This is a genomic window from Planomonospora alba (assembly GCF_039534085.1).
Lineage (GTDB): Bacteria > Actinomycetota > Actinomycetes > Streptosporangiales > Streptosporangiaceae > Planomonospora_B > Planomonospora_B alba.
The window spans coordinates 1-14,953 of the sequence record NZ_BAAAUT010000098.1 but is presented as its reverse complement, the minus strand read 5'-3'; the positions used below and the strand labels follow the sequence as shown (position 1 = coordinate 14,953).

General features: G+C 75.5%; 12 protein-coding genes and 1 pseudogene. 5 read left to right on the top strand and 8 right to left on the bottom strand.

Annotation, left to right across the window (positions count from 1 at the left end; all coding sequences use genetic code 11):
- On the bottom strand, nucleotides 1-780 hold a 780-nt coding region (locus ABD823_RS33100; RefSeq protein ID WP_344866658.1), incomplete at its 3' end, for a glycosyltransferase family 2 protein.
- A gap of 682 nt (nucleotides 781-1,462) precedes the next feature.
- Between ABD823_RS33100 and ABD823_RS33095 the strand changes: the two genes are divergently transcribed.
- Nucleotides 1,463-2,272, top strand: coding sequence for an SDR family NAD(P)-dependent oxidoreductase (locus ABD823_RS33095; protein ID WP_344866656.1), 810 nt, complete (start codon nucleotides 1,463-1,465; stop codon nucleotides 2,270-2,272).
- Nucleotides 2,273-2,291: 19 nt separating this feature from the next.
- On the opposite strand, the gene ABD823_RS33090 is transcribed toward ABD823_RS33095, so the two are convergent.
- Complete coding sequence (locus ABD823_RS33090; RefSeq protein ID WP_344866654.1) at nucleotides 2,292-2,645, bottom strand: DUF3140 domain-containing protein; 354 nt, start codon at nucleotides 2,643-2,645, stop codon at nucleotides 2,292-2,294.
- Nucleotides 2,646-2,886: 241 nt separating this feature from the next.
- Between ABD823_RS33090 and ABD823_RS33085 the strand changes: the two genes are divergently transcribed.
- Together ABD823_RS33085 and ABD823_RS33080 are read left to right on the top strand one after the other, a co-directional pair.
- Nucleotides 2,887-4,254 carry a zinc metalloprotease gene (locus tag ABD823_RS33085; RefSeq protein ID WP_344866652.1) on the top strand — a complete coding sequence of 456 codons (1,368 nt, stop codon included), beginning with the start codon at nucleotides 2,887-2,889 and terminating at the stop codon, nucleotides 4,252-4,254.
- Nucleotides 4,255-4,302: 48 nt separating this feature from the next.
- On the top strand, nucleotides 4,303-4,659 hold the full coding sequence (locus ABD823_RS33080; protein WP_344866650.1) for a hypothetical protein: 357 nt from the start codon (nucleotides 4,303-4,305) through the stop codon (nucleotides 4,657-4,659).
- A 99-nt stretch (nucleotides 4,660-4,758) separates the two neighbouring features.
- Here ABD823_RS33080 and ABD823_RS33075 read toward each other — a convergent pair whose 3' ends face one another.
- From ABD823_RS33075 to ABD823_RS33065, 3 genes are all read right to left on the bottom strand, one after another.
- Nucleotides 4,759-9,138 carry a caspase, EACC1-associated type gene (locus tag ABD823_RS33075; protein ID WP_344866648.1) on the bottom strand — a complete coding sequence of 1,460 codons (4,380 nt, stop codon included), beginning with the start codon at nucleotides 9,136-9,138 and terminating at the stop codon, nucleotides 4,759-4,761.
- Nucleotides 9,139-9,168: 30 nt separating this feature from the next.
- Nucleotides 9,169-9,540: an effector-associated constant component EACC1 gene (locus ABD823_RS33070; RefSeq protein ID WP_344866646.1), complete on the bottom strand. Its 372-nt coding sequence runs from the start codon at nucleotides 9,538-9,540 to the stop codon at nucleotides 9,169-9,171.
- 102 nt (nucleotides 9,541-9,642) lie between these two features.
- Nucleotides 9,643-10,155 carry a 2'-5' RNA ligase family protein gene (locus ABD823_RS33065; protein WP_344866644.1) on the bottom strand — a complete coding sequence of 171 codons (513 nt, stop codon included), beginning with the start codon at nucleotides 10,153-10,155 and terminating at the stop codon, nucleotides 9,643-9,645.
- Nucleotides 10,156-10,358: 203 nt separating this feature from the next.
- On the opposite strand from ABD823_RS33065, the gene ABD823_RS33060 reads away from it, so the two are divergent.
- On the top strand, nucleotides 10,359-11,543 hold the full coding sequence (locus tag ABD823_RS33060; protein WP_344866642.1) for a 4-hydroxybenzoate 3-monooxygenase: 1,185 nt from the start codon (nucleotides 10,359-10,361) through the stop codon (nucleotides 11,541-11,543).
- A gap of 84 nt (nucleotides 11,544-11,627) precedes the next feature.
- Here the strand turns inward: ABD823_RS33060 and ABD823_RS33055 are convergent, their stop codons facing one another.
- Nucleotides 11,628-12,464, bottom strand: coding sequence for an SDR family oxidoreductase (locus tag ABD823_RS33055; RefSeq protein ID WP_344866640.1), 837 nt, complete (start codon nucleotides 12,462-12,464; stop codon nucleotides 11,628-11,630).
- Entirely contained in the window at nucleotides 12,461-13,696 is a 1,236-nt protein-coding gene (locus tag ABD823_RS33050; protein WP_344866638.1) for an acyl-CoA dehydrogenase family protein, read from the bottom strand. Before ABD823_RS33050 ends, ABD823_RS33055 begins: the two co-directional genes overlap by 4 nt.
- A 177-nt stretch (nucleotides 13,697-13,873) precedes the next feature.
- On the opposite strand from ABD823_RS33050, the gene ABD823_RS33045 reads away from it, so the two are divergent.
- On the top strand, nucleotides 13,874-14,575 hold the full coding sequence (locus ABD823_RS33045) for a TetR/AcrR family transcriptional regulator (protein WP_344866636.1): 702 nt from the start codon (nucleotides 13,874-13,876) through the stop codon (nucleotides 14,573-14,575).
- A 187-nt stretch (nucleotides 14,576-14,762) separates the two neighbouring features.
- On the opposite strand, the pseudogene ABD823_RS33040 reads toward ABD823_RS33045, so the two are convergent.
- A pseudogene (locus ABD823_RS33040) lies at nucleotides 14,763-14,953 on the bottom strand (hypothetical protein); the annotation flags it as partial.

Here is a 14,953-nt window from a genome sequence, read left to right as displayed (position 1 = left end):
CAGCGGCCGGCGGCGCGCCAGCGCCCGGGGGAGCCGCCGGGCGGCGTGCCAGAGCCCCCGCCTGCCCACCGGCCCGTCGCGCGCGGCGGCGAGCGCGTGCGGGGCCACCACCGGCCACGGCCGGCGCAGGACCGCGGTGAGCAGCGCGTTGCGCACGGCCAGGACCCGCCGGGCGTGCGGGTCGCGGGCGGGCGACGGGTGGTGGTGGGCGACCACGCCGTCGACGTAGGCCAGCCCCCAGCCGGCCGCCGCCAGGTCCACGGCCAGCCGCTCCTCCTCCCCGTAGAAGAAGACGACGTCGTCGAAGCCCCCGGCCGCCAGGTAGGGCTCCCGGCGCACCACCGCCCCGCACGCCATGAACCCCAGAACGCTCGGACCGGGCAGGTCGGGCTCGGTCCCGAGGGGCGAGCCCGCCATGTCCGCGCAGATCGGATCCGGCCGCTCCTCCGGCCCCACCAGCAGCCGCCCGGCCAGCACCGCCAGGCGCGGATGGGCGTCCAGCAGGTCCGCGGCCCGCTCCAGCGCGCCGGGCGCCCACCAGGAGTCGTCGTCGGCGAAGGCGACGTAGGGCGTCGCGGCGTGCCGGACCCCGACGTTGCGGGCCTGCGCGCCGAGGTTGCGGCCCAGCTCGATCACCCGCACGTGCGGGAAGCGGCGCCGCACGAAGGCCGGGCTGCCGTCGCGGGAGCCGTTGTCGACGAGGATGACGGGGCCCTCGTGGCGGGCCAGGGAGCGCTCGAGATCGCGGCGGCGGTCCCGGCTGGCGACCACCACCGTCACGCGCCGCGCCGCGCCGCCGGAGGCCGGCGCGCCGTCACGGACCGCATCGTCACAGGCCGCGTCACCGCACGCCATATCGTCACAGACCGCATCATCACAGGTCAGGGTGCTCACATCCGATCGGTGTGCTGGCGGGCGGCGCCGGTCGGCGCCCCGGCCGGGAGCGGCCCGGCGCCCGGGTCCCGCGACCGGTCTGCGGAAGAGGGACCGCGCGCCGCGGATCCTGTGGGCCCGCGGGCGGCTCCGGACCGGCCTCGGGACGGCGCGGCCCCGCGCAGGCCCGCACGGCCTCGCACGCTCTTGGCGCGACCGGCCTGCCGCGCGGACCCGCCCGGCAGGCTTGTCGCCGGCAGGTCTCCTCCTGCGGCGCGAGACGGTCGCAGCGGCCATTTACCCCACCCGCGCGCGCCGGAAACCCCTTCCCGGAGCAGACGTCCCGACAGGGCCCGTCACCCTGCGTGGCGAACACCCCGGAAAGCAGGTCACCGTCCGCGACGGACGCCCCGGAAAGCACGCCACCCTCCGCGAGACGCCCGACGCCCCCGGAACGCGCGTCGCCGTGCGCGGCGGACGCCCCCGGGGCGGCGGAACGCGCGGACGGAAGCGGGCCGTGCGCGGCGGTGTGAATCCCGGACGGGCGGGCAGACGGGCGGAGACGCCCCGAAACGAGAGGAGCGAACCCATGGACCCGACGGACACCGCACCGGCCAGGCCCCTGGCCGTGGTCACCGGCGCCTCCAGCGGCATCGGCTACGAGCTCGCCGGGCAGTTCGCCCGCAACGGCTTCGACCTGCTCGTGGCCGCCGAGGACGAGGAGATCGCCCCGGCCGCCCGCGCCCTGCGGAAGCTCGGCGCCCGCGTCGAGGAGCTCCGGGTCGACCTCGCCGACTACGACGGCGTCGAGCGGCTGTACGGCGCGGCCACCGCGGCCGGCCGCCCGGTGGAGGCCGTCGCGATCAACGCGGGGATCGGGGTCGGCGGCGACTTCGCCCGCGAGACGGACCTCCGCGCCGAGCTGAGGCTCATCGACCTGAACGTCACCTCCGCCGTCCACCTCGCCAAGCGGATGTCACGGGACATGGCCGGGCGCGGCCGCGGGCGGATCCTGTTCACCTCGTCCGTCGCCGCCACCATGCCGGGCCCGTTCCAGGCCGTCTACTCCGCCTCCAAGGCGTTCCTGCTCTCCTTCGCCGAGGCGATCCGCGAGGAGCTGAAGGGTACCGGCGTGACCGTCACCGCGCTGATGCCGGGACCGACGGAGACCGAGTTCTTCGAGCGCGCGGGGATGCAGGACACCCGCATCGGGGCGGGCCCCAAGGACGACCCGGCCGAGGTCGCGCGGGCAGGCTTCGAGGCCCTCATGGCCGGCAAGGACCACGTGGTCGCCGGGTCGGTGAAGAACAAGCTGATGGCCGGGGCCGCCAAGGTCGCCCCGGAGGCCGCCAAGGCCGCGGCCCACCGCCGCCTGTCGGAGCCCGGCTCCGGGACGTGACCCGGGCCCCGGCGGGTGCTCAGTCCTCGGTGCGCGGCGGCCTGAGCGGGTCGTGCCCGACCTCCATCAGGACGCGCCGCCGCTCGTCGTCCACGCCGCCCGAGGCGGCCCCGTCCTTCATGCTGCCGACGAGCTCGACGACCCGCCGCATCGTGTCGAGGTCGTCGGCGGTGAGATCGACCTTGCGCTTGGCCAGGACGGTCAGCACCCCGCGGCCGAGCTCCGGCATGGCCTGCTCCGCCTCGACCGGGAAGGCCTCCTCCCCGGAGGCGGAGGCCATCAGGAAGGCCCGCAGCTCCTCCGAGGTCATGTTCACCGCCTGGTGGAACTCATCCCACAGGTGGTCGCGCTCCGGATCCGAACGGTCGGTCATGATGTCCTCCTGCTCCTGTCGCCCCGGCGGTACGGCCCGGGCCTGGCGCATCGGTCACCGTACCCAGCGGAACGCGGCGAAACGCCGCCGCCCGTCCCGGCGGCGTCCGCCGGGACGGGCGCGGCGGTGCCCCTGCCCCTCCGCCCGGCGAAGATCTGCCGTTCCCTGGGCGTGAGGCCGCGCCGGATGCGGTACGACCCCGGTACAGCGCCGGTTCGACTCCCGAAGGAGGGGAAGCGCCGTGACCGAGTCAGACCTCCCGCAGCCGCCGGCCCGGGACCTGTGCGGCACCATGCTCGTGCACCGCAGGCTGCTCAACGAGAGCACCACCTACCGCGCCCGGCGCGCGGCGATCGAGAACCGGGCGCTCCAGTACGAGCGGGGCCGACGCTCCCCGGTGCGCGAGGAGGTGGTCACCCTGCCGGTCGTGGTCCACGTCGTGCACAACCCCGCCGTTCCGGGGCAGGACATCGGCGACGAGCAGATCCACAGCCAGCTCGCCGTGCTCAACCGGGACTTCCGGGCCGCCAACCCCGACCGGGAGAAGGTGCCGCCGGTGTGGCGGCCGCTGGTCGCGGACGCGAAGATCGAGTTCCGGCTCGCGGCGGTGGACCCCGAGGGCGAGCCGACGGACGGGATCATCCGGGTCGCGACCGAGCGGCGGTCGTTCAGCTTCGACGACGCGGTGAAGGCGAGTGCGACCGGCGGCTCCGACCCCTGGCCCACCGACCAGTACCTCAACATCTGGGTCTGCCAGCTGGGCGGCGGGCTCCTCGGCTACGCGCAGTTCCCCGGCGGCCCGCCGCAGACCGACGGCGTCGTCATCCTGCACACCGCGTTCGGCACCACCGGTACGGCGACGGCCCCGTTCGACGGCGGCCGGACCGCGACGCACGAGATCGGCCACTGGCTGGACCTCTACCACATCTGGGGTGACGACGACGGCGCCTGCACCAGCGACGACAGGGTCGCCGACACGCCGAACCAGGCCGACGCGAACACCGGCTCCCCCGTCTTCCCGCACATCTCCTGCGGCAACGGGCCCAACGGAGACATGTTCATGAACTACATGGACTACACCGACGACAACGCCATGTTCATGTTCACCCGGGGCCAGGTCACCCGGATGAACGCCTGCCTGGAGGGGGTCCGGGCCTCCTTCCTGGTCTCCTCGCGGACCCTGGCCGGTCCCGCCCGCCCCGCTCCCGCCACGCTCACCTCGGCCGGTCCCGTCCCGTCCGGCGCCGCCTCGCCCGCGGCCGGTACGGCGGCCGCCGTACCGGCTCCGGCGCCCGGTGCGGCGGCGGGCGCCCCCGCCCCCGCTCCCTCTCCCGGCCCGGCGGCCGGCGCCGCCGGGGAGCACCAGGCCGCGTCCTCCGCGGCGGCCCCCGCTCCGTCCTTCGGCCCGGTTCCCGGTCCGGCCCACTGGCCCGCGCCCGGCGCCGCCCCCGGCGCGACGGCCGGCACGGACGGGCAGGACGGGCACGCGGCCCGGCCGGACGGCGAGGTGGCACGGGTGCTCCGGGACAGCGAGCGGTTGGTCACCGAGGTCCTGCAGGACATCCGCACCGCGATCGGCCTGGTCGGCGGCGACCGCGCGGACGGTTGACCTCCTCCCCCGGGCTGAAGCCCGAGGTCTCCAGTGGAAGGGGATTCGATGAACGGCCGCCTGCAGGGCCCCGCCCCGGGATCCGGGTCCGGGTCCGGGTCCGCGGAGATCGTCGGCTCGTGGCTGCACGCCTACGAGGAGGACACCGAGACGACGAGGGTGTACCGCCCCGCCGAGCACCCGTTCCAGCCCTCACGGCGGGTCCGCGACGGGCTGGAGTTCCGCTCCGACGGCACGTTCGTCGAGTTCCGCCCCGGCCCGGACGACCGTCCTCGGCCGACGGCCGGGCGGTGGCGGGACCGGGGGGCGGGCCGCGTCCAGGTCACCTTCCCGCAGGGCCGGGGCGACCCCTTCGAGCTGGTCGTGCTCTCCTGCGAGGGCGGTGTGCTCACCGTGGCGAGGTGAGCACACCGCGGTGAGCACGCTGCGGTGAGCGCCCCGGCGATCCGGCGGCGCCACGATCCGGCGGCCCGGCGGCCCCCCACCGGCACGGCCGGCGGTCCCTCACCGGCACGGCGGGTCGTAGGGCAGGTCCGGGACGTGCTGCCGCCATTCATGCCGGGTGATCGGGGATCCGGAGTGCTCGCAGACGTAGCGGACCGACCCGGCGAGATCGGCGCTCCACAGCCGGATCCCCTCGTCGCTGAAGGTGACCAGCGCGTCCCTCCCGCCCAGGAACCTGACGTCGTGCATCCAATGGTCGTCCCGCTGCAGGATCGCGCGGAGCCGGGGGCGGGCGGGGTCGGCGACGTCCCAGAGCCGCAGGGTGGCGTCCTGGCCGGTGGTCGCCAGCGTCCGGCCGTCGGGACTGAAGGCCGCCCCCAGACCGGGGACCGGATGCGCGGTGAACACGGCCGACGCGGCCGGCCGGGACGGGACGGAGACATCCCACAGGGCCACGGCGCCCTCCGTCGACATGGTCGCCAGCACCCGCCCGCCGGGAGCGAAGGCCACCGCCGTCAGCGCGCCCACGGGGATGGTGAGCGTGCCCAGCCGGACCGGCCGCCGGACGTCGCGCACGTCATACAGGTGGGCCGACCCGCTGGTCGGCGCGACGGCCAGGATCCGGCCGTCCGGGCTCGGCTCCATCTGCGGGACCTTCTCCCGCAGGCCGGACAGGGCCGCGACGCGCTCCGGCCGGGCGGGGTCGGTCACGTCCCACAGGCCCACGGTCCTGTCCTGGGACGAGGCGACGAGAGCCCGGCCGTCCCGGCTGAAGCGCACCGCCAGGGCGAGGTCCTTCCCGGGGCGCACGGCGGCCCGGGCCCGGGGCCGGGCGGGGTCGCGCACGTCCCACACCCGCACCGTACCGTCCCAGGACGCGGTGGCCAGCAGCCCTCCGTCCGGGCTGAAGGCGGCCTGCCGGATGCCGTTCCGGTGTCCTTCGAGCACTCCGAGCGCGCGCGGGCGCCGCAGGTCGCGCACGTCCCACAACCTTCCGGTGCCGTCCTCGAAGACCCCGGCGACCGTCCCGCCGTCCCGGCTGACGGCCATGTTCCAGGGTCTCCCCCGGTGCCCTGCCAGGCCGGGCATGCCGGAGACGCCCGCCGCCCCGCCGACGCGCCAGGTCCTCAGCGTACGGTCGCCCGAGGCGGTCACGAGGTCCCCGCTCCCGGGATGGACGGCGAGCGCGAAGACGGTGTCGGCGTGCCCCTCCAGGACCTGCGACAGGACCGGCACACCCCCGCCGCCCGGCTCCCACAGGTAGACGCCGTTGTCGTTCGACGTGCCCGCCAGCCTGCCGTCGCGGGTGAAGGCCAGGTCGTAGACGCTGTCGGTGGCGTCGGTGAGGCGCGCCGTCAGCCGGGGCCGGGCCGGGTCGCGCACGTCCCACACCCGCACCGTGGCGTCCTGGGCGCCGGTGACCAGCGTGGCGCCGCCCGGCGCGAACGCCACCGACTGGAGGGGGCGGGTGTGCCCCCGCAGGACGGAGAGCGTCCGCGTGCGGCCCGGATCGGTGACGTCCCAGAGCCGGGCCGTGCGGTCCATGGCGGACGTGGCCAGCGTGCGGCCGTCCGGGCTGAAGGCGAGCGTGCGCACCTCCTCGGTGTGGCCGTTCAGCACGGCCGCCTGCCGGGGCCGGGCCGGGTCGCGCACGTCCCAGAGCCGGGCCGTGCGGTCGGCCGACGAGAGCGCGAGCAGGGCGCCGTCGGGGCTGAACGCGGCGGTGTTCACGCTCTGGCCGGTGGCGCGGAACCCCGTGATCCGGCGCGGGGGGCGGGGGCCGGCGGGGTCCCAGAGCACGACGGCGCCGTCCCGGGAGGCGGTCGCCAGCAACCCGCCGTCGGGGCGGAACGCCACCGTGTTGACCTCGTCGGCGTGGCCGCCCAGCACGGCCGTCTGCCGGGGGCGGTCCGGGTCGCGCACGTCCCAGAGCCGGGCCGTGCGGTCGGCCGAGGCCGAGGCGAACGTCCTGCCGTCGGGGCTGACGGCGACGTCGTAGACGTAGCCCGTGTGGCCGAGGACCCGGGCGCCGAGCGGCCGCGTCCGGGCGGCCAGCACCGCCCCGCGGGTCTCCGGGATCGCGGCCAGGCGGTAGGCCGCCAGGCGCAGCTGGGCGGCCAGCGCGGCGTCGGGGACCTTCAGCGCGGTGCCGACCAGCTGGCGGGCGGTGGCCCGGTTCCGCTGGTCGAGCGCCTCCTGGCCCTGCCGCCGGGCGTAGACGCCGGTGGTGACCGCGACCAGGAGCAGGGCAGCGAGCGCGGCGATCACCGAGGTCGCGGTCCGTCTGCGGCGGCGGTCGCGGCGCGCCGACGCGTCCAGGAACTCCCTCTCCAGCGCCGCCGGGCCGCCGCCCGCCGCGCGGACGGCGGCCTGCGCCGCCGCCAGGCGGCTGTCGGAGTAGAGGTAGGCGGGATCGCGCGCGTGCCGCTGCCACGTCTCGGCGTCCGCCGTCAGGTGCCGGCACACGAGCAGGCTCGCCCGGTCGGTGTCGATCCACTCCCGCAGCTGCGGCCAGGCGCGGATGAGCGCCTCGTGGGTGATCTCGGCGCCGTCCTCGCCCACCGTGACCAGGCGGGCGCGGACGAACGCGCCGAGGGCCTCCCGCACGGCCGCCTCGTCCCGCTCCTGGCCGCCGAACAGCTCGGCCAGGGGGACCCGCCGGCGGGTGTCGTCGGTCCCGGTCTCCAGATGCACCAGGCGCAGGAGCAGGTCCCGCGCGACGGACCGCGGGCGCGGGCCGAGCCGGCGCAGGGTGGCGTCGGCGCTCAGCGCGACGGAGCGCGCGATGCCGCCGGAGGCCCGGTAGGCGGCGAGGGTGAGGACGTTCCCGGTACGCCGCTGCCAGGTGGCCAGCAGGGCGTGGGAGAGCAGGGGGAGCGCTCCGGGCCTCACCCCCGACGGGCCGTCCGCGCCGAGGTCCTCCAGGAGGAGGTTCACCAGTCCTTCCTCCAGGGCGAGTCCCGCGCGCTCCGCGGGCTTCTCGATCACCTCGCGGAGCTGGACCGCCGTCATCGGGCCGACGATCTCCGGATGCTTCAGCGCCTCCAGCAGCTCGGGGTGGGAGGCGCAGTGGCCGAAGAAGTCCGCGCGCACCGCCAGCACGACCGCGGCGGGCGGCCCCTCCCCGCCCTCTCCCCGTCCGCAGGCCGCGGCGAGGGCCGCGACGAAGACCCGGCGCCGGGCCTCGTCGGGGCAGGCGGTGAAGAGCTCCTCGAACTGGTCGACGATGACGAGCACGGGACCGCCGGCCGCCCGCAGGAGGCGTCCCAGCCGGTCGGGTCCGGCCTCGAGGCACGCGCGCAGGTCCTCCGGGTCGCGGCCGGTGAGCGGCGCGATCCTGCGGGTGAGCTCCCCCACCGGGTCGCTCCCGGGAGTGAGGACGAGGCAGGACAGGCCTCCGGCGGCCGCCCGCCGTACCCCGGGGATCAGGCCCGCCTGCAGCACGGAGGACTTCCCCGACCCGGAGGGCCCGGTGACCAGCAGCGGGCCGCCCTGGCGCAGCCGCTCCCGCACCCGCGCCACCAGGCTCCGGGTCAGCCGGTCCCGCCCGTAGAAGACGTCCTCGTCCTCGGCTCTGAACACCGCCAGCCCCCGGTAGGGGCTCTCCTCCCCGGACTCCGCCAGCGGCGGCGCGGGCACGGCGCCGGGCGCGCGGTAGGCCGGGTTCACCGCGAAGGGGCGGCGGTCGCCGAGGTCGGTGGCCTGGCGGCGGGGCCGGGGGAAGCCCTTCTCCGGCAGGGTCCGCGCCAGGCAGCGGTAGACGTGGTCGAGCGTGAGCACCCGCGGGGCGGTGGGGTCGCCCTCGCGCAGCAGGCGGATCAGCTCGCCGGTGAACGCGGTGTGCCGCCGGTCCGGCGGCGCCCACGAGGCCGCGTCCCTGCCGGAGGAGGCGAGCAGGTAGGCGCCCGACCAGGCGGCGTCGAAGGCGCAGTCGACAGCGGTGCGCGGCACCCCTCCGGCGCGTCCGGCGAAGCAGCAGTCCAGCACGATCACGACGTCCTCGGCCCGGCATGCCGAGAGCACCTCGCGCACCACCGAGTACGGCAGCGCCTGGTAGGCGGCCACACCCCGGGTGAGGTCCACCGTGGCCCGCGTGGCGAGGTGGAGCTCACCGTTCGAGCCGACCACCCCGTGGCCCACGTAGCAGAGCACCAGGACCGAGGCGGCCTCCTGGGCCGTGCGGAACATGACCTCGCTCAGCCGGCCGGGGTCGGGCGGATCGACCAGTGTGACCAGGTTCGCGGGGTCCAGACCGGCCCGCTCGACCAGGCAGCCGCCGAGGTCCTCGACCGTGGCCGCGGCGGCGGGCACCGCGGGGAGCCGCGAGCCGGGGGCGTGCGCGCCGGTCCCGACGAGGAGGACCCGGGTACCGGGGCAGGAGAGCAGGAGCGGGACGTCCCGCTGCGCCCCCGCCGATCCGGCCGGCCCTTCGGCGGTCACCGGGCCGGACGGTCCCGCCCCGGCCATCGGTCAGCCCCGGCTGTCGACCCTCTGGAACGTCCGGACGACCCGTTCGGTGATCTCGTCCACCTGGGCGTGGTCGAGGTCCCGCAGCCCGTCGGCGGCGACCTCGATCTCCCGGTCGCCGTCGGCGAGCCGGACGCTCACCGACCCGGTCCGGGTGCGGAGCCAGGCGACCACCACCGCGGCCGTCGAGCAGAGCGTGCCTCCCGAGTCGAGCAGGACCTGCAGCGCCTCGGGGACCGGCCCCATCGCCCCGGGTTCCGGGGGGCGCTCCTCCATCACCACGCGGCCGCGCAGGTCCGCCTCCTCCTGCAACCACCCGTACAGGTCCCGGAGCTGGTCCTGCCTCCCGGCCTCGGCGTCAACCATGACATGCATGACTCTTCCCCCGTCTTCCCCTCCAACGTAGACAGAGCGCGCCCGCGCGTGAACTCCGCCCCCCTCACGGCGGGGTAAAGAGGCCCCCTCGCCGGGGACCGCTCACAGCGGGGTGAAGAGGTCCTTCGCGTGGTCGGCGACGGCGGCGCCGACCACGGTCGCCCGGATCGGCAGGAAGTCCATGCACAGCCGGATCGCGCCGGGCAGCACCGCATGCGGGACGCGCATCGACAGCGTGCAGTGCGGCACCCAGTTGCCCGGCCGGTAGACGTCGAAGCCGTCGATCCCCGCGGCGGCGAGCCGCCCGTGCACCGCCGCGTGATGGGCCAGCAGCTCCGCCGTGGGCACCGGGCCCAGCCAGAGCACCCGTCCGAGGAACTGTCCGACGAAGTCGAAGCGCAGTTCCAGCGGCGGGGCGGCCGCCAGGCCCGTCAGCGCCGCGGCGACCGCGGGACCGTCCAGCTCCCGGGCACCGATCAGCGAGACGTGCGGGCGGTGCCGGCCCTTCAGCAGGTCCCGCATCGAGGGGACATCGGCTCGGGCCAGCGCGTCCCACAGCGCCCGGACCCGCTTCTCGGCGGCCGGGTCGAGGTAGAGCTCCAGCGCGGCGACCATGGCCGAAGACTAGCGGCGGCCGATCACCACCGGCGATCGGCCGCGGCGCCCCGGCTCGCCGGGCACGGCACGGCCCGCCCGGCATCGCACGGCACGACACGGTCCGGCACGGCACGGCGCGGCGCGGGAAAACCCGCGCCGCCCTTCCGCCCAGCGGAAGAGCGGGCTCCACCGCGGCGGTCCCGGCCCACCATGCTCGCCCCATGCGAACTCAGGTCGGGATCATCGGCGCCGGCCCCGCCGGCCTCCTGCTCTCCCATCTGCTCCACCTGCGCGGGATCTCCTCGGTGGTGCTGGAGCGGCGCAGCCGCGAGTACGTGGAGAAGCGGGTGCGGGCGGGAGTGCTGGAGCAGGGGACGGTCGACACGCTCGTCGCCGCCGGGGTGGGCGAGCGGCTCCTGCGCGAAGGGCTCCCCCACCACGGCATCGAGCTGCGCTACGGCGGTGCGGGGCACCGCATCGCCTTCGAGCGGCTCGTCCCCGGCCGGGCCATCACCGTCTACGGCCAGCAGGAGGTCGTCAAGGACCTCATCGCCGCCCGGCTCGCCGCGGGCGGCGACGTCCGCTTCGAGGTGGAGGACGTGGCCGTGCACGGCATCGGCGCGGACCGGCCGTACCTCACCTTCGGCGGCGGTGAGCGGCTGGACTGCGACGTCATCGCCGGGTGCGACGGCTTCCACGGGGTGAGCCGGCCCTCGATCCCCGAGGGGGTGCTCACCCTCCACCAGCGGGACTACCCCTTCGCCTGGCTGGGCGTCCTGGCCCGCGTCGCGCCCTCGGCCGAGGAGCTGATCTACGCCCGCACCGAGCGGGGCTTCGCCCTGCACAGCATGCGCTCACCGGAGATCAGCCGCTTCTACCTGCAGGTCCCCCCCGACACCGACCCGGCGGACTGGCCGGACGAGCGCGTCTGGGCGGAGCTCGCGGCCCGGCTGGAGACGGTGCCGGGCTTCACGCTGGCCACCGGGGAGATCCTGGAGAGGGGCGTCACGCCGATGCGCGGCTTCGTCGCCGAGCCCATGCAGTACGGCAGGCTCTACCTGGCCGGCGACGCCGCGCACATCGTGCCGCCCACCGGCGCCAAGGGGCTCAACCTCGCCGTGGCGGACGTGCGGGTGCTGACCGAGGCGCTGGCCCGCTTCTACGCCGACGGCTCGACCGAGCTGCTGGACGGCTACTCGGCGGCCTGCCTGAAGCGCGTGTGGCGGGCGCAGCACTTCTCCTGGTGGATGACGACCCTCCTGCACACCTTCGACTCCGACGACGCCTACGAAAGGCGCCTGCAGCTGTCGCACCTGGACTACGTCACCTCGTCGGAGGCCGCCGCCACGACGCTGGCGGAGAACTACGTCGGCCTGCCGTTCGAGGACGGCCCGGACGGAGCGTGAGGCGCGGCCGCCGCGCCCCGGAGGGCCGGGGTACGGCGGCCGCGGCGCGCCCGCGCGGGCGGACCGCTACGCGGGCCCGCGGGCTCAGGCCCGGGGGCCGGGGGCGCGGCGGAAGGCGAAGGGCTGGCTCTCCCGGCCGGGGATCACGAACCAGCACTCCCCGGTGCCGTCGCTGTCCAGCAGCCGGAAGAAGGTGTCGACGACCTCCGAGACGTCCAGGACCGGGAAGCCGATCTCCTCCAGCAGGGCCTTGCCGTCGCCCAGGATGGCGGTGTCGGCGAACGACGGGCACAGGCCCTGCACCTTGACGCCCTCGCCCTGCAGAGCCTCGCCGAGCGAGCGGACGAGGCCGACGACGGCGTGCTTGTTGGCGGCGTAGACGGGGTCGTTCGGGATCCCGACGATCCCGGCCATGCTCGCGGTGGCCACGATCGTGCCGCCCCCGGCGGCCCGCAGCGCGGGGAGCGCGGCGTGCACGCCGAACACGACGCCGTCGAGGTTGACGCCCATGGCCAGGCGGTAGCGCTCGACGTCGAAGTCGTCGCCCAGCCCGAAGCCGGAGGCGATGCCGGCGTTGAGGAAGGCCAGGTCGAGCCTGCCGTACCGCTCGACGGCGACGGCGACCGCCGCCCGGTTGTCCTCCAGCCGGGTCACGTCGCAGTGCGTGAAGACCCCGCCGATCTCGTCGGCGACCTCCTTGCCCGCGGCGTCGTCGATGTCGGCGAGCACGACCTTCGCCCCGCCCGCGGCGAGCCGCCGGGCCACCCCGGCGCCGATGCCGTTGCCGCCGCCGGTGACCAGGGCGACCCTGCCCTCGAGCCGGTCGCTGCGGACCTCGTTGGACGCGCTGGGCCGCTCGCCTCCGAGCCCGCTGAGCAGGCCGCCGCCCGCGCCGAACCCGGTGCCGGTGCTCTCGTTCACAGTGGAAGCCCTCCCGTGGCGGCCTTGGTCGAGCCGGTGGCCCGGTACGCCGCGATCGTGCGCTCGGCGATGCGCATCTGGTGGATCTCGTCGGCCCCGTCCGCGAAGCGCGCCCAGCGGGCGTGCTGGAACATCTTGGCCAGCGGGGTGTCGGTGGAGTAGCCCAGCGCGCCGTGCACCTGGATCGCCCGGTCGACGATCCGGTTGAGGCTGTTCGCGACGAAGTGCTTGGCCATCGAGACCTCGGTGCGGAAGTCCTCGCCCTTGTCGATCTTCGAGGCGGCGTGCAGGACCATGAGCTTGCACTGGTACAGCTCCATGGCCGAGTCGGCGATGAGCCACTGGACGCCCTGCTTGTCGGCGAGCAGCGAGCCGTGGCTGTAGCGGTTGAGCGCGCGCTCGACCATCATGTCGAGCGCCGTCTCGGCCTGGGAGATCCAGCGCATGCAGTGGGCCAGGCGGGCCGGGCCGAGGCGGTACTGGCCGAGCTTGTGGCCGTTGCCGCGGCCGCCGAGGATCCGGTCGTCGGGCACCCGCAGGTCGGTGATGACGATCTCGCTGTGGCCGGTCGAGCCGTGCATGGTCTCGACCTCGCGCACGTCGTCCCACCCGTCCTGCGGGATGTCGACGATGAAGGCGGTGTTGGCGCCGCGGGCGCCCTCGGGCAGGTCGAGCTCGGTGCGGGCGATGAGGATCGCGAAGCTCGCCCGGCGGGCGTTGGAGATGAACCACTTGTGGCCGTTGATGACCCACTCGTCGCCGTCCTTGACGGCCTGCGTGCGGATCAGCGTGGGGTCCGAACCGGCGACCTCGGGCTCGGTCATCGCGAAGCACGACATCATGCGGCCCTCGACCAGCGGCCGCAGGTACTTCTCCTTCTGCTCGTCGGTGCCCCAGTGCAGCAGGGTGTGCATGTTGCCCTCGTCGGGCGCCTGACAGTTGAGCACCCACGGGCCGAGCCGCGTCTTGGCCGCCTCGGACTGCACCATGGCGAGCGCGACGTGGCCCAGGCCCATGCCGCCCCACTCCTTCGGCATGTGGGGCAGCCAGAGCCCCTCGGCCTTGGCCTTCTCGCGCAGCGCGAAGATGGTCCGGATGTACTCGTCGCGGCTGAGGACCTTCTCCTCGTCGTCGAAGCCGCTGACCGCGGGGATGATCGTCTCCTGGACGAAGGTCCGCACCCGCCGGCGGATCTCCTCGTGCTCGGGGGCGAGTGTGAAGTCGATGGCCATGCGTGCGAATCCTCTGTCCTCGGCGGTGCGGCCGTGATTTGATGCGGATGCCTGGCGATTTCAGTCACATGCATGATTACCCTAGCGAGCACCCCCCGGCCCATCAAGAGCGGACGGGAGCCCGCAGGAGCCCGCCGCGGAGGAGGCGGCAAGAGCCCGCCAGGAAGGAGGCGCACCGTGCCGCCCAACCCCGAGGCCACCGTCCGACAGCTGGTGGCGGCCGCCGAGCGGCTGTTCGCCGAGCGCGGCATCGAGGGGGTGTCCCTGCGTGAGATCAACACGGCCGCCGGTCAGCGCAACTCGACGGCGCTGCAGTACCACTTCGGCGACCGCGCGGGGCTTCTGGCCGCGGTGCTGGCCAAGCACCAGCCCGAGATCGAGGCCCGCCGCCACCAGCTGCTCGACGAGTACGAGGCGCGGGGCGCCCTGCCGGAGTCCGAGGCGCGCCGTGCGCTGGCCGCCGCGCTGGTACGGCCGATGGCCGCGAAGCTGGCCGATCCCGACGGGGGCCGGTCCTACCTGAGGATCATGGAGCAGCTCGTCCACCGCGGCAGGCTCCCGGCGCTGCGGAGCGTGCGGGACGACCCCGGCCAGAGCATCAACCGCTGGCGCGGACTCGTCGCCCCGCTGCTCTGCGAGGTCGCGGTGAACCGGCTGCACCAGCGCTTCATGGCCATCCGGGTGACCTACGTGGAGCTGGCCCGCCGCGCCGCCGGGCCGGAGGGGAAGGACGACCGGCTCTTCACCAGCCATCTGATCGACGTCGTGGCGGCCGTGCTGGCCACCGAGGTGTCCGAGGAGACCGCGCGGCTGCTCGCCGAGCGCGACGGCCCTCCCCGGCCGGAGGCCGGGGAGGGCCTGCGGCCGGGGAGGGCGTGAGCGCCCGTCCTCGCAGGCCCGGAGCGCGGGCACCCGCACTCCGGGGCCGCGGGCGGGCCGGACCGGCAGGACCGGCGGGACCGGACTCCGGCCGGGAACGCGGAAAGCGCCCGCCCTCCCCGGAGTCGGAAGGAGCGGGCGCTCGGCGCGCGGGCGCTCGGTGCGCGGGCGCTCGGTGCGCGGGCGGTCACTTCAGGATCGGCAGCCGCTTGACCAGGGCGGTCTTTCCCCACCAGGCGCCGATGCCGAGGGTGTCGCCGGCGCCGGCCAGGGCCAGGGCGATCATCACGATGGCGTAGACGATGTGCTCGTCCATGAAGGGGTTGGTGACCAGGGGCAGCTCGGCGGCCCACATCAGCAGCATCATCGCGGTGCCGG

Bases quoted from the DNA above. Each gene is read 5' to 3' on its own strand.
- ABD823_RS33095 (WP_344866656.1), top strand. From the start codon at position 1,463: ATGGACCCGACGGACACCGCACCGGCCAGGCCCCTGGCCGTGGTCACC.
- ABD823_RS33090 (WP_344866654.1), bottom strand. From the start codon at position 2,645: ATGACCGACCGTTCGGATCCGGAGCGCGACCACCTGTGGGATGAGTTC.
- ABD823_RS33080 (WP_344866650.1), top strand. From the start codon at position 4,303: ATGAACGGCCGCCTGCAGGGCCCCGCCCCGGGATCCGGGTCCGGGTCC.
- ABD823_RS33065 (WP_344866644.1), bottom strand. From the start codon at position 10,155: ATGGTCGCCGCGCTGGAGCTCTACCTCGACCCGGCCGCCGAGAAGCGG.
- ABD823_RS33050 (WP_344866638.1), bottom strand. From the start codon at position 13,696: ATGGCCATCGACTTCACACTCGCCCCCGAGCACGAGGAGATCCGCCGG.
- ABD823_RS33060 (WP_344866642.1), top strand. From the start codon at position 10,359: ATGCGAACTCAGGTCGGGATCATCGGCGCCGGCCCCGCCGGCCTCCTG.
- ABD823_RS33070 (WP_344866646.1), bottom strand. From the start codon at position 9,540: ATGCATGTCATGGTTGACGCCGAGGCCGGGAGGCAGGACCAGCTCCGG.